The organism is Streptomyces sp. NPDC058326 (assembly GCF_042879855.1).
Lineage (GTDB): Bacteria > Actinomycetota > Actinomycetes > Streptomycetales > Streptomycetaceae > Streptomyces.
On sequence record NZ_JBHVZO010000014.1, the window covers coordinates 85720 to 103037 of the forward strand.

General features: G+C 72.7%; 18 protein-coding genes. 9 read left to right on the plus strand and 9 right to left on the minus strand.

Going from position 1 to position 17318, the window contains the following annotated elements:
* Window positions 1-245: 245 nt before the first annotated feature.
* Window positions 246-1259: a DUF3152 domain-containing protein gene (locus ACFVYX_RS24485; RefSeq protein ID WP_389683592.1), complete on the minus strand. Its 1014-nt coding sequence runs from the start codon at window positions 1257-1259 to the stop codon at window positions 246-248.
* Between the two features lie 407 nt (window positions 1260-1666).
* Window positions 1667-2635 (minus strand): alpha/beta fold hydrolase, encoded by a 969-nt coding sequence (locus ACFVYX_RS24490; protein ID WP_389683593.1) that lies wholly within the window; start codon window positions 2633-2635, stop codon window positions 1667-1669.
* A gap of 140 nt (window positions 2636-2775) precedes the next feature.
* Between ACFVYX_RS24490 and ACFVYX_RS24495 the strand changes: the two genes are divergently transcribed.
* The 4 genes from ACFVYX_RS24495 to ACFVYX_RS24510 all read left to right on the plus strand — a co-directional run bounded on the left by ACFVYX_RS24495 (window position 2776) and on the right by ACFVYX_RS24510 (window position 4739).
* Window positions 2776-2991: a hypothetical protein gene (locus ACFVYX_RS24495; RefSeq protein ID WP_389683594.1), complete on the plus strand. Its 216-nt coding sequence runs from the start codon at window positions 2776-2778 to the stop codon at window positions 2989-2991.
* A 203-nt stretch (window positions 2992-3194) separates the two neighbouring features.
* Entirely contained in the window at window positions 3195-3854 is a 660-nt protein-coding gene (locus tag ACFVYX_RS24500) for a TetR/AcrR family transcriptional regulator (protein ID WP_073809023.1), read from the plus strand.
* A 127-nt stretch (window positions 3855-3981) separates the two neighbouring features.
* The gene (locus tag ACFVYX_RS24505) at window positions 3982-4209 is read left to right on the plus strand and encodes a DUF3107 domain-containing protein (protein WP_189800025.1); all 228 of its coding nucleotides are present in this window, start codon (window positions 3982-3984) and stop codon (window positions 4207-4209) included.
* A gap of 257 nt (window positions 4210-4466) precedes the next feature.
* Window positions 4467-4739 (plus strand): hypothetical protein, encoded by a 273-nt coding sequence (locus ACFVYX_RS24510; RefSeq protein WP_389683595.1) that lies wholly within the window; start codon window positions 4467-4469, stop codon window positions 4737-4739.
* Between the two features lie 33 nt (window positions 4740-4772).
* Here the strand turns inward: ACFVYX_RS24510 and ACFVYX_RS24515 are convergent, their stop codons facing one another.
* Window positions 4773-5495: a ferritin-like fold-containing protein gene (locus tag ACFVYX_RS24515; protein WP_389683596.1), complete on the minus strand. Its 723-nt coding sequence runs from the start codon at window positions 5493-5495 to the stop codon at window positions 4773-4775.
* Between the two features lie 487 nt (window positions 5496-5982).
* On the opposite strand from ACFVYX_RS24515, the gene ACFVYX_RS24520 reads away from it, so the two are divergent.
* Window positions 5983-8610 (plus strand): DEAD/DEAH box helicase, encoded by a 2628-nt coding sequence (locus tag ACFVYX_RS24520; RefSeq protein ID WP_389683597.1) that lies wholly within the window; start codon window positions 5983-5985, stop codon window positions 8608-8610.
* A 103-nt stretch (window positions 8611-8713) separates the two neighbouring features.
* Window positions 8714-9601, plus strand: coding sequence for an alpha/beta fold hydrolase (locus tag ACFVYX_RS24525; protein WP_389683598.1), 888 nt, complete (start codon window positions 8714-8716; stop codon window positions 9599-9601).
* Here the strand turns inward: ACFVYX_RS24525 and ACFVYX_RS24530 are convergent.
* Window positions 9585-10514, minus strand: coding sequence for an NYN domain-containing protein (locus ACFVYX_RS24530; protein ID WP_389683599.1), 930 nt, complete (start codon window positions 10512-10514; stop codon window positions 9585-9587). The two genes, ACFVYX_RS24525 and ACFVYX_RS24530, sit on opposite strands and share 17 nt — an antisense overlap.
* A 175-nt stretch (window positions 10515-10689) precedes the next feature.
* Here ACFVYX_RS24530 and ACFVYX_RS24535 point away from each other — a divergent pair, with 175 nt between their 5' ends.
* On the plus strand, window positions 10690-10842 hold the full coding sequence (locus ACFVYX_RS24535) for a hypothetical protein (protein ID WP_362524569.1): 153 nt from the start codon (window positions 10690-10692) through the stop codon (window positions 10840-10842).
* Between the two features lie 92 nt (window positions 10843-10934).
* On the opposite strand, the gene ACFVYX_RS24540 is transcribed toward ACFVYX_RS24535, so the two are convergent.
* From ACFVYX_RS24540 to ACFVYX_RS24555, 4 genes are all read right to left on the minus strand, one after another.
* Window positions 10935-11540, minus strand: a complete 606-nt coding sequence (locus ACFVYX_RS24540; RefSeq protein WP_389683600.1) for a MarC family protein — start codon at window positions 11538-11540, stop codon at window positions 10935-10937.
* Between the two features lie 224 nt (window positions 11541-11764).
* Entirely contained in the window at window positions 11765-12628 is an 864-nt protein-coding gene (locus ACFVYX_RS24545; protein ID WP_389683601.1) for a PHP domain-containing protein, read from the minus strand.
* 144 nt (window positions 12629-12772) lie between these two features.
* Window positions 12773-13411, minus strand: a complete 639-nt coding sequence (locus ACFVYX_RS24550; protein ID WP_389683602.1) for a DUF6758 family protein — start codon at window positions 13409-13411, stop codon at window positions 12773-12775.
* A 133-nt stretch (window positions 13412-13544) separates the two neighbouring features.
* Window positions 13545-14129, minus strand: coding sequence for a suppressor of fused domain protein (locus tag ACFVYX_RS24555; RefSeq protein WP_389683603.1), 585 nt, complete (start codon window positions 14127-14129; stop codon window positions 13545-13547).
* 429 nt (window positions 14130-14558) lie between these two features.
* Between ACFVYX_RS24555 and ACFVYX_RS24560 the strand changes: the two genes are divergently transcribed.
* Both ACFVYX_RS24560 and ACFVYX_RS24565 read left to right on the plus strand, forming a co-directional pair.
* Entirely contained in the window at window positions 14559-15689 is a 1131-nt protein-coding gene (locus ACFVYX_RS24560; RefSeq protein ID WP_389683604.1) for a magnesium and cobalt transport protein CorA, read from the plus strand.
* Between the two features lie 24 nt (window positions 15690-15713).
* Window positions 15714-16211 (plus strand): hypothetical protein, encoded by a 498-nt coding sequence (locus ACFVYX_RS24565; RefSeq protein WP_389683606.1) that lies wholly within the window; start codon window positions 15714-15716, stop codon window positions 16209-16211.
* Window positions 16212-16282: 71 nt separating this feature from the next.
* On the opposite strand, the gene ACFVYX_RS24570 is transcribed toward ACFVYX_RS24565, so the two are convergent.
* Window positions 16283-17041 carry a hypothetical protein gene (locus ACFVYX_RS24570; protein WP_389683607.1) on the minus strand — a complete coding sequence of 253 codons (759 nt, stop codon included), beginning with the start codon at window positions 17039-17041 and terminating at the stop codon, window positions 16283-16285.
* Window positions 17042-17318 lie beyond the last annotated feature (277 nt).

Genomic DNA, 17318 nt, shown 5'->3' on the forward strand with positions numbered 1-17318 from the left:
TCCGCCCCCCCCCCCCCCCCCCCCCCCCCCCCCCCCCCCCCCCCCCCCCCCCCCCCGGCCCCCCCCCCCCCCCCCCCCCCCCCCCCCCCCCGGGGGGGGGGGGCCCCCCCCCCCCCGCCCCCCCCCCCCACCACTGGAAGGGGTGAATGCACGTAACTTTCCCACCCCGGTCGCGTTCAGTCGCGCTACGCGGCGGAGCGGTCACGGACAGTCAGGCAGCGGCCACGATCCCGTCCTGCCGGACGTCAACTGCCCGGATACACCCAGGGGTTGGGACGGCACTTGATCCCGCCCACATCCAGGGACTTCGTCTGCTGCTGCATCACGGGGGCGAGCGCCCCGGGGGTACTGCAGCTCACATGACCGTGCCCGAGGCGGTGCCCCACCTCGTGGTTGATGAGCATCTGGCGATAGGCGTACATCGCCTTGGGACCGAAGGTCTCGGCCCCCTGCGCCCAGCGGAACGCGTTGATCATCACGCGGTCGGTGGAGGCCGAGTCGCAGGACACGTTGTCGATCGTGGTGTCGAGCCCGGACTTCGCGCACCACTCGCCGGTGGTGCCGGGACTGGCGAGCGTGATGACGAAATCGGGCTCCCCGCCGGAGATCCGCTCGAAGGTCATCGCACCCCGGCCGGCCCAGCTGCGGCGGTCGTTGAGCGTCTTGAAGACGGTCGCGGTGAAGAGCTCCTGATCGAGACCGAGCCCCTCCTCGATGTCGATCCGGTAGCGGACCAGCCGCCCCTTGCCCGGCGCCTTCTGGAGGCCCGGCACCGCCTGGAACTTCCCCGACCCCTTCAGCTTCGGGTCGATCCGGAACTGGCGGGTGATCAGCTGCTCGTACGTCGGTTCCGGGGTGGTGACGGGCGCCGGGCTCGACGGGGTGGCCCGCTCGTCGGAGCGGGAGGCGGAGCTGTCGTCGACGGCCCGCTCGGCGGGCTGCTCGGCGGCGCGTGCGACCGTCGGCGCCTTCTCGCCGTCGGCCACCTGACCGGCGACGACGACGGCGAGGACAGTGGCGACGGCGGCGGCCGTGACTCCGGTGAGGGTCCGGCCGAGGCCGCCCCGGCCGGCCTGCGCGCCGTCCTCGGGAAGGCCCTCGTGACGGGGCCCGGGGATGAACGGCCCCTGCGGGGCGTCCTGTTCGGGCTCGGCGGGGCGGGGGGCGCCGTGCCGGGGGGCGTACCGCTGGGGTCGCGGCGCGGAGCCCTCGTCGTGCTGAGGATGCCCGCCCCGCACGGGGGTCCCGTAGACGGGCACACCGTGCGCGGGGGTGCCGGGGGTCCCATGGGCGGGGGTGTCATGGATGCCACCGTCATACGCGGGAGCGCCGTGGGCCGGAGCGCCGTGCCCGGAGGTTCCATGGACCGGAGTCCCGTGCGACGGGGTCCCGTACCCAGGGGTCCCGTGCGCGGGCGTCCCGTACACCGGAGTCCCGTGCGCGGGCGTCCCGTACCCAGGGGTCCCGTACACGGGAGTCCCGGCCGTCTCCTGGCCGCCGCCCGGGGGCCTGCGGCGGCGTCCGGTACCCGGCGCGCGCACGGCCGCCGGTCCCACCGTTCCCGCCACTGCCTGCGTCACCGCCGGCCGGGCGGCCGCCGGCTGTTGCCCGGTGTCGGCCACCGAGGGCGCGGAGCCCTTGCGACTATGTCGTCCCACGCCCCGGATCAGCTCCCGCCGTGATCGGCGATCAGGTCCCGGGCGGCCTGCGCGACCGTCTCGGGGTACTCCATCATCGCCACGTGCCCCGCCTCCGGAAGGGTCAGCAGCCGTGAGCCCCGGAAGGCCGCGGCCGCCTTGCGGGCCGTGCGGTACGAGACGAGCTGGTCGCGTCCGCCGTAGATCAGCAGCGTCGGCGCGAGGACCCGCTCGGCCTGCCGCCACAGCCCGTGCTGGCCGCCGAGCGTATACGCGTCGACGATGCCGCGCGAGGAGCGGGCCATGGCGTCCCAGAAGTACGGGAGCTCCAGGCGCCGCTCCATCTCCTCGACGGCGTCCCTGAGGCCCTCGTCGGTGACCCGGCCGGGGTCTCCGTAACAGAGCGAGAGGACGCCGCGGACCCGCTGCTCGGCCGTCCAGTCCTTGGTGAGCCTCGCGAAGAAGGAGGCGACGCCCGGCACCGCGAGGAGCGCCGTGGGCCAGGCCGTGCGCTGGGCCCGCAGATCCGGCAGGGCCGGTGAGATCAGAGTGAGGGTACGGACCAGGTCGGGCCGGACGGCGGCGACGCGGGTGGCGACGGCGCCGCCGAGCGAGTTGCCGAAGAGGTGGACCGGGCCGCGCCCCGCGGAGTCGAGCAGCCGGATGACGGCGCGGGCGTGTCCGGTGACCGAGTAGTTGCCGTCGTCCGGCGGCGGCGAGTCGCCGAAGCCGGGGAGGTCGACGGCCTCGCCGTCGACGATGTCCGCGAGCAGCGGCATCAGGGTGGACCAGTTCAGCGAGGAGCCGCCGAGGCCGTGGACGTACAGCGCGGGCGGCAGTCCGGTCGTGGAGCCGGGCCGAGAGCGCACGGTGAGCGTGAGCCCGGGCAGCGACACGGAGCGGAGCTCCTCGCCGTCGGCGACCCGTACGGTGCGCGTGGTGCGCGGCTCGGGCGGTGCGGCGGCGGTCCGGGTTTCCGGCAGCTCGGTCGACGACATGGCCGCAATATTACGAGACGATCACGCGGGGAGGCGTGTGGGTGCCGTCACAAGTGCGTGTGCGGCGGGGCGCATGTACTCCTAGGCTCGGGACAGAGGCACATCGAGAGGACAGCGACCCGCATGCCGGAAGGAACCGCATGACTGTCGATCCGACCGAGCCGGACACGTTCACCGAGGAAGAGGCCGTGGTGCTGGACGAGGAGACCCCGGAGGCGGACGCCGCCGAGCAGCACACCGAACTGCAGCAGCGCGAGGACGAACGGCTCACCCATGTCGAGCGCGACTCGGCCAACGAGGCCGACGCGTCCGAGCAGGCCCGTGTGGTCGCGCTGGACGAGGACGACTACCGCTGAGACCAGCACGGGACCGCTGAGACGGGCACGGCGACCGCTGAGCAGGTGACTCCCGCCGGTTTGTTCGGTTTAATCTTGAATCGACTGTCGACCCGGGCGTCCGGTCCGTGAAATTCTGCGTTCGCACGGCGCACAGCCGGGTTACCCAAAAGTACGATGGCGGCGCGCGCGACAGCGTGCATGGATCGATTGTGGGAGGCCGCGTGAGCGCCATCGAGCAGACAGAGGCAGCACGCCCTCGGGGCACGCGCCTGCCGCGACGTGCCCGGCGGAACCAGCTCCTCGGCGCGGCCCAGGAGGTCTTCGTCGCCCAGGGGTACCACTCGGCCGCGATGGACGACATCGCCGAGCGGGCGGGCGTCAGCAAGCCGGTGCTCTACCAGCACTTCCCCGGGAAGCTGGAGCTCTACCTGGCCCTGCTCGACCAGCACTGCGAGTCCCTCCTCCTCGCGGTGCGCACGGCCCTCGCCTCCACCACCGACAACAAGTTGCGGGTGGCGGCCACGATGGACGCCTACTTCGCGTACGTCGAGGACGAGGGCGGCGCCTTCCGGCTGGTCTTCGAGTCCGACCTGACGAACGAGCCGGCCGTACGCGAGCGCGTGGACCGGGTCAGCCTGCAGTGCGCCGAGGCGATCTCCGACGTCATCGCCGAGGACACCGGCCTGTCCAAGGACGAGTCGATGCTGCTCGCCGTGGGCCTCGGCGGCGTCTCCCAGGTCGTCGCGCGCTACTGGCTGTCGAGCGAGTCCGCCATCCCCCGGGACAAGGCGGTCGGACTGCTCACCTCGCTCGCCTGGCGCGGCATCGCCGGCTTCCCGCTCCACCCGGTGGACGGCCAGCTGAGCGCCGAGGGCCACTGACCATTCCCGTCGGGTGTTCGCTCCTGGCGTGCCGCCACTGAACCGTGCGGGTCCCCTCACCGGGCTAATGTGTGCAGCGTACGGCGCGGACAATCGCGCAACGCTGACCGTTCGGAGGGACATAGCCGTGGAGGTCAAGATCGGCGTGCAGCACGCACCCCGGGAGATCGTTCTGGAGAGCGGGCAGTCCGCCGAGGAGGTGGAGCGCGCCGTGGCCGACGCGCTGGCCGGCAAGGCGCAGCTGCTCAGCCTCTCGGACGAGAAGGGCCGCAAGGTCCTCGTCCCGGCTGAGAAGATCGCGTACGTGGAGCTCGGCGAGCCCGCCGTGCGCCGCGTGGGTTTCGGCGCGCTCTGAGCCCAGGATCTGCGGAAAGGCCCGGTGGACCGTCTCGGTCCACCGGGCCTTTCGTCTGTCCGTGGGACCCCCGGCCCCCCGTCCGCGAGGGCCGCTCCGTGCCGGGAAAGCCACGCACCGCCTGTCCGGAAGTGCCGTGCCTCCACAGTCCGGAAGGGCCACGCCGGGGTGCCCGGGAGGATTGCGTTCCGAACGCCGGGGGTAGGAGGGTTCTCGACCGCACCACCCGCCCCGCACCCCTCGCGAGGTGATCAACCGTGTTCCTGGAAGCCCTCGGTTCCGCTCTGCTCGGCTTCGCCCTGGCCTGGGCCGCCGCGCACCGGCTGCCCGACCGCCTCCCCGTCCGGATGATCGTCCTCACCACCGGCGCGCTCGGCGGCGTCTTCGGCGCGCTCGTCACCCACGGGGCACTCGGTCCCGGACACTTCTTCGCCACCCTGATCGGTGCGGTGGCCGTGGCGGCGGTGCTGCTCTCGCTGCTGATCCGCCCGGCGTCGCGCCGCCGGCTGCGCCGATCAGCCGCGGTGTGAGCGACACCGCCCGGCCGGTCCCCCAGGACGTCGTTACGCGGCCAGGCCGAGCGCGGCCATCCGCTTGGTGTGCGCCTCGGTGATCCGGGAGAACATCCGGCCCACCTCCGCGAGGTCGAAGCCGTCCGCGACGCCGCCGACCAGCATGGTCGAGAGCGCGTCTCGCTCGGCGACCACGCGCTGGGCCTGCGAAAGCGCCTCGCCCATCAGACGGCGGGCCCAGAGCGCGAGCCGTCCGCCGACCCGCGGGTCCGCGTCGATCGCCGCGCGGACCTTCTCGACGGCGAAGTTGCCGTGGCCGGTGTCGTCGAGCACGGAGACCACGAGCCCCCGCGTGTCGGAGTCGAGGCGGGCCGCGACCTCCCGGTAGAAGTCACTGGCGATCGAGTCGCCGACGTACGCCTTGACCAGACCCTCCAGCCAGTCCGACGGCGCGGTCTGGCGGTGGAAGTCGTCGAGCGCCTTGGCGAAGGGCTCCATGGCGGCGGTCGGCTCGGCGTCCACGGCGGTGAGCCGGTCCCGCAGCCGCTCGAAGTGGTGGAACTCGGCCGAGGCCATCTTCGCCAGCTCCGCCTTGTCCGCGAGGGTCGGCGCCAGCTTGGCGTCCTCGGCGAGCCGCTCGAAGGCCGCGAGCTCCCCGTAGGCGAGTGCGCCGAGGAGGTCGATCACGGCGGCGCGGTACTGCGGCTCGGCGGATGCCGTCGCCCAGTCCTTGGCGGCGATCCCGGTGGGTGTGGCGTTGTCAGGCGTCTCCATGGAGCGCACAATAGCCCGCTCGCGCACGGGAGGAAGGCGCTGGTCAGTCAGTGTGACCGTGCCCTCATCGCCATTTCTCCCAACACACATGCGCGATTCCGGGGTACAGTGATAAAGCGCCTGCTGAGTATGCGGACATGCTTTCGCACGTTCGGACGTATCCGGTGGGCCGACGCATGAATGAGGATGCCCGGTCGGTGGCCCGATCGGCTCCGGCCCGACAGCCCTTCCGGCGGACCCCGCGGAAGGGTCACCCTCAGCGGTTCGACGCTCGAGCGACGGCAGTGGTCCCGTGTCACCCGGCAGTGATCTTCCCGATCCCGCCGGAAGTGTCCCGACGCGGTACGACCCCCTTCGTTCGCCTCGTGCCGCGTCTCACAGAAGAGGCAGCACCCTGACTACGACTTTCCGAGACCTCGGAATCCTTCCCGAGACGGCCGAGGCCCTTGAGGCCGTCGGCATCGTCAACCCCTTCCCCATCCAGGAGATGACCCTTCCGGTCGCCCTCACCGGCACCGACGTCATCGGCCAGGCCAAGACCGGCACGGGCAAGACCCTCGGCTTCGGTCTGCCGATCCTGGAGCGCGTGACCGTCCCCATGGACGTCGAGGCCGGCCGGGCCAAGCCCGAGCAGCTGACCGACGCCCCGCAGGCGCTCGTCGTCGTCCCCACCCGTGAGCTGTGCCAGCAGGTCACCAACGACCTGCTGACCGCCGGCAAGGTGCGGAACGTGCGCGTGCTCGCCATCTACGGCGGCCGGGCGTACGAGCCCCAGGTCGAGGCGCTGAAGAAGGGCGTCGACGTCGTCGTCGGCACCCCCGGCCGCCTGCTCGACCTGGCCGGGCAGCGCAAGCTCGACCTCTCCCACGTCAAGGTCCTCGTCCTCGACGAGGCCGACGAGATGCTCGACCTGGGCTTCCTGCCCGACGTCGAGAAGATCATGAACATGCTTCCGGCGAAGCGTCAGACCATGCTGTTCTCGGCCACCATGCCGGGCGCGGTCATCGGTCTCGCCCGCCGCTACATGTCGCAGCCGACGCACATCCGCGCCACCTCTCCCGACGGCGAGGGCGTGACCGTCGCCAACATCAAGCAGCACGTCTTCCGCGCGCACAACATGGACAAGCCGGAGCTGGTCTCCCGCATCCTGCAGGCCAACGGCCGCGGGCTCGCGATGATCTTCTGCCGCACCAAGCGCACGGCGGCCGACATCGCCGAGCAGCTGGAGCGCCGCGGCTTCGCCTCCGGCGCCGTCCACGGCGACCTCGGCCAGGGCGCCCGCGAGCAGGCGCTGCGCGCCTTCCGCAACGGCAAGGTCGACGTGCTCGTCTGCACCGACGTCGCCGCCCGCGGCATCGACGTCGAGGGCGTCACCCACGTCATCAACTACCAGTCCCCCGAGGACGAGAAGACCTTCCTCCACCGTGTGGGCCGCACCGGCCGCGCGGGAGCGAAGGGCACGGCGGTGACGCTGGTCGACTGGGACGACATCCCGCGCTGGCAGCTCATCAACAAGGCGCTCGGCCTCGACTTCCACGACCCGGTCGAGACGTACTCCAGCTCCCCGCACCTGTTCGAGGAGCTCGACATCCCGGCGGGCACCAAGGGCGTCCTGCCCCGCGCCGAGCGGACCCGTGCGGGTCTGGGCGCGGAGGAGCTCGAGGACCTGGGCGAGCCCGGCGGACGCCGTGCCCGCGGCCCGAAGGCCGACAGGCCCGAGCGGACCGAGGAGCGCCCCGAGCGGACGCGCACCCCGCGTCAGCGCCGCCGTACCCGTGGTGGCGGCGAGCTCGACGACGCCCCGGTGTCGGCGGCCCCGGCCGTCGAGACGGTGACGGACGAGGCAGCGGCCGAGTCCGGTCCGCGCACCCCGCGCCGCCGCCGTCGCACCCGCGTCGGCGCCCCGGGCTCCGCTCCTGTGACGCAGGGCGTCCCGGTCGCCCAGGCCGCTCCGGCCGCTGCCGCTCAGGCGGCTCCCGTCGCGCAGGCGGCCAAGGTGGCTCCGGTCGCTTTCGTCGCCCCGGTCGTCGAGGCCGCTCCGGTCGCGAAGGCCGCTCCCGCGGCCCCGGTCGCGGAGGCTGCTCAGGCCAACGTCGCCGGGATCCCGGCGGCCGAGCCGAAGGCCCCCCGCCGTCGCGGCCGTACCGCCGCCCGTCCGGAGGCCGTGGGGGCCGCGCCCGTCTCCCCGGCCCCCGTGGCCCAGGAGCCGGCTCCGGCCCCGCGTCGCCGCCGGCCCCGTGTGGCCCGTCCGGTCGAGGACACCGGTTCGTTCCAGACGGTCGAGACGGCCGCGGCCGCCCTGCGCGCCGCGTCGGCCGCTCCGGTGGCCGAGACCGCTCAGGTCACGGTCGCCGAGACCCCGGTGGACGAGCCGAAGAAGACGACCCGCCGCCGTACGGCCAAGAAGACGGTCACGGAGCCGGTCGCCGCCGAGCCGGTGGCCGAGCCGGTCGCCGCCGCACCGGTGGTGGCCGAGCCCGTGGCGCCCGTCGCCGAGGTCACGGCCGAGGTGCCCGCACCGCGCCGTCGCCGGGTGGTCCGGAAGGCCGCCGGTTCGCCGGCCGTCTCCACCCCCGCCGAGACGGTGATCGTCGAGACCGCGCCCGCGCCGGTCGTCGAGGAGGAGCCGAAGAAGACGACCCGTCGCCGGGTGGTCCGCAAGGCCGCCGGTTCGCCGGCCGCCGCCACCGAGGCCGTCGGAACGGTGATCATCGAGTCCCCGGTCGCCACGGCTCCGGCGGTCGAGGCCGCTCCGGTCGTCGAGGCCGCTCCCGTGGTCGAGGCCGCCCCGGCCGCCGTCGCCGACGCCCCGGCGGAGGAGCCGAAGAAGGCCCCCCGTCGCCGTACGGCCAAGAAGGCCGTGGCGGAGCCGGTCGCCGAGACCGCCGCGCCCGCGCCGGCCGCCGAGGAGGCCCCGAAGGCTCCCCGTCGCCGTGCGGCCAAGAAGGCGGTCGTGGCCGAGGCTCCGGACGCCTCCGAGCCGAAGACGCCGACACGTCGGCGTACGACGAAGAAGGCCGCCGCCGAACCGGTCGCCGAGGCCCCGGTGGAGGAGCCCAAGAAGGCCCCGCGCCGTCGCACCACCAAGAAGGCGGCGGCTCAGCCCGAGAGCTGATCCGTCCGTCCTTGCCGCTGCGGCCCGGTCCCTCTCCAGGGGCCGGGCCGCAGCGGCGTCCACCGGCCGCCGCGGTGCGGGCCCCTCCGGTTACAGTCCGGATATGAGCAAGCCCCGTTCCCTCCTGCTGCCGCCCCGGACCCGCGCCCGCGCGCTGGAGACCGCGCGGGGCGATTTCGCCGTGCTCGACACGGAGCCGCTGGGCCGGCGGCGCGGGACGGTGCTGCTGCTGCCGGGGTACACGGGCAGCAAGGAGGACTTCCTGGCCCTGCTCGGGCCGCTGAGCGAGGCCGGATACCGGGCCGTGGCGGTGGACGGGCGCGGCCAGTACGAGTCCCGGGGCCCCCGGGGGCGGGCCGCCTACCGGCGGCGGGCGCTCGCGCTCGACGCGGTGGCGCAGGCGGCGGCCCTCGGGGACGGTCCCGTCCAGCTGCTCGGTCACTCGTTCGGCGGTCTGGTCGCCCGTGAGGCGGCGACGATCGCCCCCGCCGCCTTCCGTTCGCTCACCCTGCTCTCCTCGGGCCCCGGCCGGGTCACCAGGCCGCAGCGGATCCGGATCCGGGTGCTGCGCGTCGGGCTCGCGCTGCTGACGAAGGAGCGGGTGTGGCAGCTGATGTGCTGGCTGGACAGCCGGGGCGAGGAGCCGGACACGACCGACGTACCGGAGCTCGCCGTCTTCCTGCGGCGGCGCTGGATGCGGACACGGATCGCCCAACTGGCGGGCGCGGGGCGGCTGTTGCTCTGCCGTCAGGACGGTACGGAGGAACTGGCCGCGCTGCGGATGCCCCTGCACATCGTGTACGGGACGGACGAGATGGTCTGGCCCGTCGCGGACCTCGCCGCGGCGGCGGCCCGCACCGGCGCGCACCACACGGTGGTGAAGGGCGCGGGCCACTCCCCCAACGTGTCGCACCCGCGGGAGCTGACCGACCTGCTCACCGGTTTCTGGGAAGGGGCGGACGCTCCCGCGGGGTTCAGAACTGTGCCTTGAGGTGCTGCCAGAAGCCGTCCCGCAGGGCGCGCCGGAGTGCGGCGTGGCCGCGCAGGGAGCGGCTGAGCAGGCGTTCCGCCTCGACGAGCAGGTCCTGGTCGACGGGTCCCGGGAGGTAGGGCGCGCTGGGCAGGAGTTCGGCGAGCCGGTCCCGGCCGCGCTCGCCGAGCCACGTCGCCGCGATCTGGGCGCCGACGAACCGCACCTCCTCGCGGGAGGGCGGCGGCTCGCCCTCGTTCTCGTACGTGGTGACGGGGCGGCGGGTGACGTACGGGCGGCAGAAGTCCAGCTCGAAGGTGCGCTGGCTGTCGACCTCCCAGAGGAGCGCCTCGGCCTGGTTGCGTCCTTCGGCGGCCTCGATGCCCCAGAGGTGGACGCGTGCGCCGTAGCCCTGGGCGGCCTCGACGGCCGAGACGAGGTCCTCGTCGCCGCCGACGAGGGCGGCGTCGCTGATGGCCCGGTGGCGGGCGAGGGACTCCAGGTCCGTGCGGATGAGGGAGTCGACGCCCTTCTGCTGGTTGTTGGCGTTGAGGTTGCCGAGGCGGACCTTGACGTCGGGGAGTTCGGCGATGGCCTGCTGCTCGGGGGTGTGGATACGGCGTCTGGCCCCGTCGTACCAGTAGACGCGGAGCAGTCTGCTGTCGGCGAAGATCGTGCGGGCCTTGTCGATGAAGGCCTCGATGAGGCCCTCCGCGTCGAGGTCGAAGGAGCGCCGGTCCTCGGTGCCCGCCACAAGCAACCCGGCCGCAGCATGGACGTAACCCGCGTCGACGAAGATGGCGTGGGTAGAGGGAGTCTTGGCGACCTCGACCAGCATCCGCTGGAGGAGCTCGTTGGTGCGCTCCAGGCGTGCGTCGACTGCGCGCAGGCGGGCGTCGGTCTCGGTCACCTGAGTGGTGTCTGCGTCGTTCATACGGGGCTCATTGTCCGCCGCCCCGGGCCGGGCCGCCACACTGTCCTACCCATTAGTAGTTAGCCATCCGAAAATTTTCCTTAGCGTAAGGAATGTTTGCAGGATGCATGTCGTTGGACCCGTATGTAACACAGTTCTCCATCTGGAGGATCAACTCAGACGAAGGGAGAAGCCCATGCGCTTCGAAATCCTGCGACTCGACGACATCGACGGCACGCCCGTCGACCGGACCGTCGTGGACGCCGCCTCCGTCAATCGGATCGTGCAGCAGGCCGCTTCGATCGGCCAGCGCATCTGGATCCGCCCCGCCGAGAGCTCGGCCTCGTAACAGGTCGGGTCCACCCCACGCACCGCGCCCCCGCACGGACTCCGCCAGAGCGGAATCCGTACGGGGGCGCAGTGGTGTCCGGGCCCGGGGGCTCAGGCGTTCTGGATCACCTGGGTGACACCGTTGATGATCTGCTGCACCGCGATGGCGGAGAGCATCATGCCGGCGAGGCGGGTCACCAGGACCACGCCGCCGTCCTTGATGACCCGGATGATCACCAGTGAGTACCGCATGGTCAGCCAGAGCACGACGTGCATGGCGACGATGGCGGCCCAGACGGAGACCTGCGCGGCCGCGCCGTCGGCGTTCTGCACGGCGAGGATGACCGAGACGATGGCGCCGGGGCCGGCGAGCAGCGGCATGCCCAGCGGGACGAGAGCGACGTTCACGTCCTTGGTCTGCTTCGGCTCGTCCGTCTTGCCCGTGAGCAGGTCGAGCGCGATGAGCAGCAGCAGGAGACCGCCCGCGATCATCAGCGCGGGGACGGAGACGTGCAGATAGTCGAGGATCTGCTGCCCGAGGATGCCGAAGACGGTGATGACGCCGAAGGCCACGGCGACGGCCTGCCAGGCCATCCGGCGCTGCACCTTGGACGCGCGGCCCGAGGTGAGCGCGAGGAAGATCGGGGTGATCCCGGGGGGATCCATGATCACGAAGAGGGTCAGGAACAGCGAGCCGAAGACGGCGACGTCGAACACGGTGGGGTGCCTTGCGGGAGAGGTGGAACGGTGGGGTGTCACCCATGCCGCCGGAATGCGGGATTCCGCCGGTGGGGCAGGGTGAGGCGCCGCCGCCGCACGGCGGAGAGCCGTACGCGGCCGCGTGGGGTGCGCGGAGTGGGCGTGCGCGCGTCGTCACGCGCGGGGGGCCTGCCTCCGGAGCGGTGGGACGGCGGGAACGGGGCGGAGAGCCCGGCCCGGGACTAGACGGAGCTTCCCCCCGCGCCGGGGACCGGGAAGGCCCCCGCCGCACGGCGGGTGATCTCGCCGTAGATCTCGGGGTCGGTCGTGTACTCACCGAGGCGGCAGGTCTTACGGCTGCCGTGGTAGTCGCTGGAGCCCGTGGTCAGCAGACCGAGCTCCTTCGCGAGCCCGCGCAGCCGCGCGCGCGTCGCCTCGTCGTGGTCCATGTGGTCGACCTCGATGCCGTCGAGTCCGGCCTCGGCGAGCCGGGCTATCGAGGCCTCGGGCAGCACCTGGCCGCGCTTGACGGCGAGCGGGTGCGCGAAGACGGTGACCCCGCCGGCCGCCTTGACCAGACGGATCGCCTCGACCGGGTCCAGCTCGTGCTTCCCGACGTACGCCCGGCCGCCGTCGGCGAGCCACTCGGGCGTGAACGCCCCGGACACATCCGGTACGACACCCAGCTCGACGAGCGCCTCGGCGACGTGCGGGCGCCCCACGGAGCCGTCGCCCGCGATCCGGGCGACCTGCTCCCAGGTGACGGGCACGCCCAGCTCCTGGAGCTTGCCGACCATGGCCCGCGCGCGCGGCACCCGGTCGTCCCTGACGAGCTCACGCTCGGCGAGGAGCGCGGGCTCCAGCGGGTCGAAGAGGTAGGCGAGCATGTGCAGGCCGATGCCGTCGACCCGGCAGGACAGCTCGGCGCCGGTGACGAGGGTCAGCCCCTCGGGGAGCGCGTCGATCGCCTCGGCGTGACCGCGGGTGGTGTCGTGGTCCGTGAGCGCGACGACGTCGAGGCCCGCGGCGGCCGCGTTCCGTACGAGGTCGGCCGGGGAGTCCGTACCGTCGGAGGCCGTGGAGTGGGTGTGCAGATCGATGCGCACGACGCGGTACTCCGGGGGCTCGGGACGGACGAGGGACGCTCCAGCATAACGGGCGAATCGAACACGCTTGTACGGATCCTCCGAGCGCACCGGGCCACCCCTGAGCGCGTGCGGGGCGCCGTGGGGCAGGGGGAGCGGGACCCCCTAGCCGAGCAGCCTCGGGGTCAGTGCGCCGCACGGGAGCAGTTCGACCTCGGCGCCCGCGTCCCGCAGGTCCGTCAGGACCAGCTCGTCGTACATCAGGAGGCCGGACTGCTCGGGCCAGACGATCGCCCAGAGCCAGAGGCCGCGCGCCTCCCCCGCGAACACCGCGCGGTCGTGGGGCGTGCCGTTGACGTGCCAGAGCGGGGTGGGCCGCCCGGCGGCGAGTACCTTCGTCTGCGGGGGTTTGTCGATGGCCATGCCGGGGCCGGGGTCGGGGCCGTCGATGCCCGCGTACCGCGCGCCGAGGCCGACTCCGAGTTCCTCCGCGATCAGCAGCAGCTCGCCGAGGCCGCCCAGCGGACCCGGTCCCGAGCAGGCGACGGCGGTCGCGCGTCCCCCGCTGCGGTCGTCACCGGCATACGCGACCCCGGTGAAGAGCCAGCCGACGGGCAGGGGCCATGGCATCCACACCGGCACCTGGGACCGGTGCACCACGACGCCGAGCGCCTCGACGCTGGGCGGGATCACGGGCTGGAGCGGGTGCACCGAGCCGTGCACGTCGCACTGCCAGGAGTCGGCGAACAGCCCGGGCGCCCTGACCCGGCCACCACACTTCGGACAACTGGGTTCGCCCCTCATAGGGCTCAACGGTCCTACCCGCGAGGCCCGGCGTCAAGGACGGCCACCGACGATCACCCGTCCGGCCCGCGCCGTTCACCCTCGGCCGGCCGGCGCGGACCCGTGCCGGCCGGCCGGGGTTCACGGACCTCGGTCAGTCCAGGTTCACGGACCTGCGCAGCGGATCGCGCAGGTCCGTGCCCCGCGCCAGCCAGCGTTCCTCCAGGGCCTGCGCCCCGTGCACCCGCTTCCACGCGGCCTCGTTCGAGGTCATGGGCAGCAGCGGCAGGAAGCGCACCGGGTCCATCGGCTCGTCCAGGTCCAGGTCCTCGACGAGGCCGCCGGGCTCGGCGACGAGGACCGAGCTGAAGGCGGCGCCGGGCCAGAGCGGCTCGCCGACGTCGAGCGAGGCGCCGGGGGCCACGATCACGCCCTCGACCTGGGGGGTGGAGGCGAGGACGGCGAGCGGGCGCAGCACCTTGTCGGTGTCGGCGAGTCCGCCGCGCACCGTCAGGACGAGCTCCGCGCGCGGGCCCTTCACGGGGTCGGCGAGGGCGGCGGTCGGGTCGGCCATCGGCTGGGCCGACATGCCGAGGGTCGCGTACCGCACGAGATCGCCGTCAATGAAGCGGAGCACCTCGATCCGGTCCGTGCCGAGAAACGTCACCGCGGCGCGCGCGTCCGGTTCTCCGAGGGCCGTACGCAACCGGGCCTCGACCAGAGCAAGAACTTCTCCCATGGGTCGAGCATAAAGCGCGTATGGAACGGGCAAAGGAAGGGATTGACCCTCTGTCGGCTGATAGTCTTGGCCGCTGGTCGGGAGTCCCGAACTCCTGACTACTCGTCACACGTCATCCCTCACGAGGGACCGGCCGGAGGAGGTGGGGCTGCGATGGACCGAAGTCGGTCGGGCAGTACCAGCCGCTCTTCCGCCCCGCACCCGAGCCCGGTGCGTACGACTCTCCGGTGATTCCGGTCCGTACCTCTCCACACGGACCCTCTCCCCGGCATCTCGCACGACGGAAGAGCATCTCGCCTTTGCCTGTCTGTAGCGAACGCCGTCACCGCGATCCCCCGGTGCCGCCCGCTTTGTGGACGACCTGACTCCCCGTCCCCATTCCGGGCTGTGCCACGCTCGCCGACGGCCTCTCCGTGAAGGAGCATGCCCATGTCGATGATCCGTGACCTGCGCGCAGCCGTCCGTCCGAGCCTGCGGCACCCCCTCCGCAAGACCCCCACCACGTACACCTCGTACGACCCCACCCGCGACCACTCGACCTCCAGCGCCGTGGTCGACTGCGCCGTCTACCGCGACGGGCGCCGCCTCGACGACAGCGAATGCCTCACCCCGCGGGGCGCGATGCGCCAGGTGCGGGAGAGCGGCGGCGGCTTCACCTGGATCGGTCTGCACGAGCCGACCGAGGCCGAATTCGCCGGTATCGCCGCCGAGTTCGGGCTGCACCCGCTCGCCGTCGAGGACGCCGTCCACGCCCACCAGCGGCCCAAGCTGGAGCGGTACGACGACACCCTCTTCACCGTCTTCAAGACCATCCACTACGTGGAACACGCCGAACTCACCGCGACCAGCGAGGTCGTGGAGACCGGCGAGGTCATGTGCTTCACGGGACCCGACTTCGTCATCACCGTCCGGCACGGCGGCCAGGGCTCCCTGCGGAACCTCCGGCACCGCCTCCAGGGCGAGCCCGAGCTGCTCGCCAAGGGTCCCTCGGCCGTGCTGCACGCCATCGCCGACCATGTCGTCGACGGCTACATCGCGGTCGCCGACGCCGTCGAACTCGACATCGACCAGCTGGAGATCGACGTCTTCTCGCCGGCCGCGAAGGGCACCACGCGCGGTACGGACACCGGCCGGATCTACCAGCTCAAGCGCGAGGTGCTGGAGTTCAAGCGGGCCGTCACTCCGCTGCTCCGCCCGATGCAGCTGCTCAGCGAGCGGCCGATGCGGCTGGTCGACCCCGACATCCAGAAGTACTTCCGTGACGTCGCCGACCACCTCGCCCGCGTCCAGGAGCAGGTCGTCGGCTTCGACGAGCTGCTCAACTCGATCCTCCAGGCCAATCTGGCGCAGGCGACCGTCGCGCAGAACGAGGACATGCGCAAGATCACCTCGTGGGCGGCGATCGTCGCCGTCCCCACGGCGGTCTGCGGCGTCTACGGCATGAACTTCGACCACATGCCCGAGCTGCACTGGAAGTACGGCTACCCGATGGTGCTGACCGGCATCGTGGCCATCTGCTTCACCATCCATCGCACCCTCAAGCGCAACGGCTGGCTGTGAGGGGGTGCCGTTAGGCTTCGGGCCATGACCGAAGAGCTCTTCCTCGTCGAGGAGGCCACCAAGAAGTCCGGCCTCGTCTGGGTGCGCGGCACCGGCCCCGTCCGCGCGCTCTGGCACGTCTGGCACGACGGCGCCGCGCTCGTCGTCGGCGACGGCCCCGGCGAACAGCCGCTGCCCGGTCTGCTCGACGGCGGTACGGCCGAGGTGACGGTCCGCAGCAAGGACAAGGGTGGCCGGCTCGTCGCCTGGACGGCCGCCGTCCGCGAACTCTCCGCCGGCACCGAGGAGTGGGACGCGGCGGTCGCCGAGCTCAAGGGCAAGCGGCTCAACGCGCCCGACGGCGAGGCCATGACGGGGCGCTGGGCGCGCGAGTGCCGGGTGCTGCGGCTCGACCCGCGCGCGGCGACCACGGAGCTGCCGGACGGCTCCCTGGCGGCCGTACCGCCGCCCTCGGGCGCCACGACCCGCGACCCGGTCCCGGCCGGTCTCCCGAGACTGCTGCTCAAGCGCCGCCGACGGTAGTACGCCCGGGGGCGAGCGCCGTCGGCGGCAGTACGTCCGGGAGCGAGCGCAGACGGTGGCAGAGCGGCCCCCTAGGTCCGGGGCAGCTGCTTGCCGTAGTCGAGGGTCTCCTCCTTCGACGGCGCGGCGAGCGGGAAGTCCTTGTTCCACTCGGAGAGCACCACGACCCCCGCTCCCCCGCCCCGCGCGAACTGCAGCGGGTACGGCGAGCCCTCGAGGGCCACGTCGAGGGTGCCGCCCTCGCCGCCCTCGCCGCCCTTGACCTTGACCGTACGGACCCCGCCGATCCGGTCCCGGTCGCCCTTGACCTTGTCGCCGTGCAGGCCGATCAGCCCGTCGAGGAGCAGACCCATGTCGGTGAAGCCGCGCAGCTGCTTGTACGAGGGGTCGCCCTGCGGCACCTTCACGTACATGTCGTCCAGCTTGTCGGCGGCCTCCGCGTCCGCCTCCGACGGCCCGTCGCCGTCCTCGGCGTCGTGCGCCCAGAAGCCCGCGTCGGCCTTCAGATAGAGCGCCTCGCCGACCCGCAGCAGCTCGAAGGTGCTGTTCTTCGTCGTCACCGAACCGGTGGCGCCGTTCTGCTTGAGGCGCATGTTCAGCTTGAAGGTGTCGCCCTTGCTGACCAGGGTTCCGGAGAGCCGTACGGCCTTCGCCGTGTCCGCCGCCGACCGCGCCTTGCCCTCGATCTCGGGCGCGGAGAGCTTCCCGACCCCGTTGGTCCCCTCGTCCGGGTCGGCCGCGCAGGCCGTGAGTCCCACCGTCAGTGCGGCGCAGAGCGCCAGGGGCGTGGCAGCCCCGCGGATACGCGATGACGGGGTACGGACGGTCATCTGCGCGCCTCTCGTGTCGTGGGGGGGGTGAGCGACGGGCCGTGGGCCCGTACCGACTGCCGGGCCGGGGAGACTACCGCGCTTCCGGCCCGGCGGAACCGCCGGGTCCGGTGTCGGAGCCCAGGTGGGGGAACAGCAGACCGCAGCGTACCCGGGCCGGATGAAGGACCCGGCGGGCAGCCGTACGGAGGCGCTGCCGGGGCGGGGCCGAACCGCACGGGCTAGCCTGAACCCGGCAAAGCTCCGCAGGGATCCGCGCCGAACTGCAGTGACTCGA

Excerpts from the sequence above, each read along its gene's own strand:
- ACFVYX_RS24490 (WP_389683593.1), bottom strand. The coding sequence starts at position 2,635 with ATGTCGTCGACCGAGCTGCCGGAAACCCGGACCGCCGCCGCACCGCCC.
- ACFVYX_RS24495 (WP_389683594.1), top strand. The coding sequence starts at position 2,776 with ATGACTGTCGATCCGACCGAGCCGGACACGTTCACCGAGGAAGAGGCC.
- ACFVYX_RS24515 (WP_389683596.1), bottom strand. The coding sequence starts at position 5,495 with ATGGAGACGCCTGACAACGCCACACCCACCGGGATCGCCGCCAAGGAC.
- ACFVYX_RS24520 (WP_389683597.1), top strand. The coding sequence starts at position 5,983 with ATGACCCTTCCGGTCGCCCTCACCGGCACCGACGTCATCGGCCAGGCC.
- ACFVYX_RS24525 (WP_389683598.1), top strand. The coding sequence starts at position 8,714 with ATGAGCAAGCCCCGTTCCCTCCTGCTGCCGCCCCGGACCCGCGCCCGC.
- ACFVYX_RS24530 (WP_389683599.1), bottom strand. The coding sequence starts at position 10,514 with ATGAACGACGCAGACACCACTCAGGTGACCGAGACCGACGCCCGCCTG.
- ACFVYX_RS24535 (WP_362524569.1), top strand. The coding sequence starts at position 10,690 with ATGCGCTTCGAAATCCTGCGACTCGACGACATCGACGGCACGCCCGTC.
- ACFVYX_RS24550 (WP_389683602.1), bottom strand. The coding sequence starts at position 13,411 with ATGAGGGGCGAACCCAGTTGTCCGAAGTGTGGTGGCCGGGTCAGGGCG.
- ACFVYX_RS24555 (WP_389683603.1), bottom strand. The coding sequence starts at position 14,129 with ATGGGAGAAGTTCTTGCTCTGGTCGAGGCCCGGTTGCGTACGGCCCTC.
- ACFVYX_RS24560 (WP_389683604.1), top strand. The coding sequence starts at position 14,559 with ATGTCGATGATCCGTGACCTGCGCGCAGCCGTCCGTCCGAGCCTGCGG.
- ACFVYX_RS24565 (WP_389683606.1), top strand. The coding sequence starts at position 15,714 with ATGACCGAAGAGCTCTTCCTCGTCGAGGAGGCCACCAAGAAGTCCGGC.
- ACFVYX_RS24570 (WP_389683607.1), bottom strand. The coding sequence starts at position 17,041 with ATGACCGTCCGTACCCCGTCATCGCGTATCCGCGGGGCTGCCACGCCC.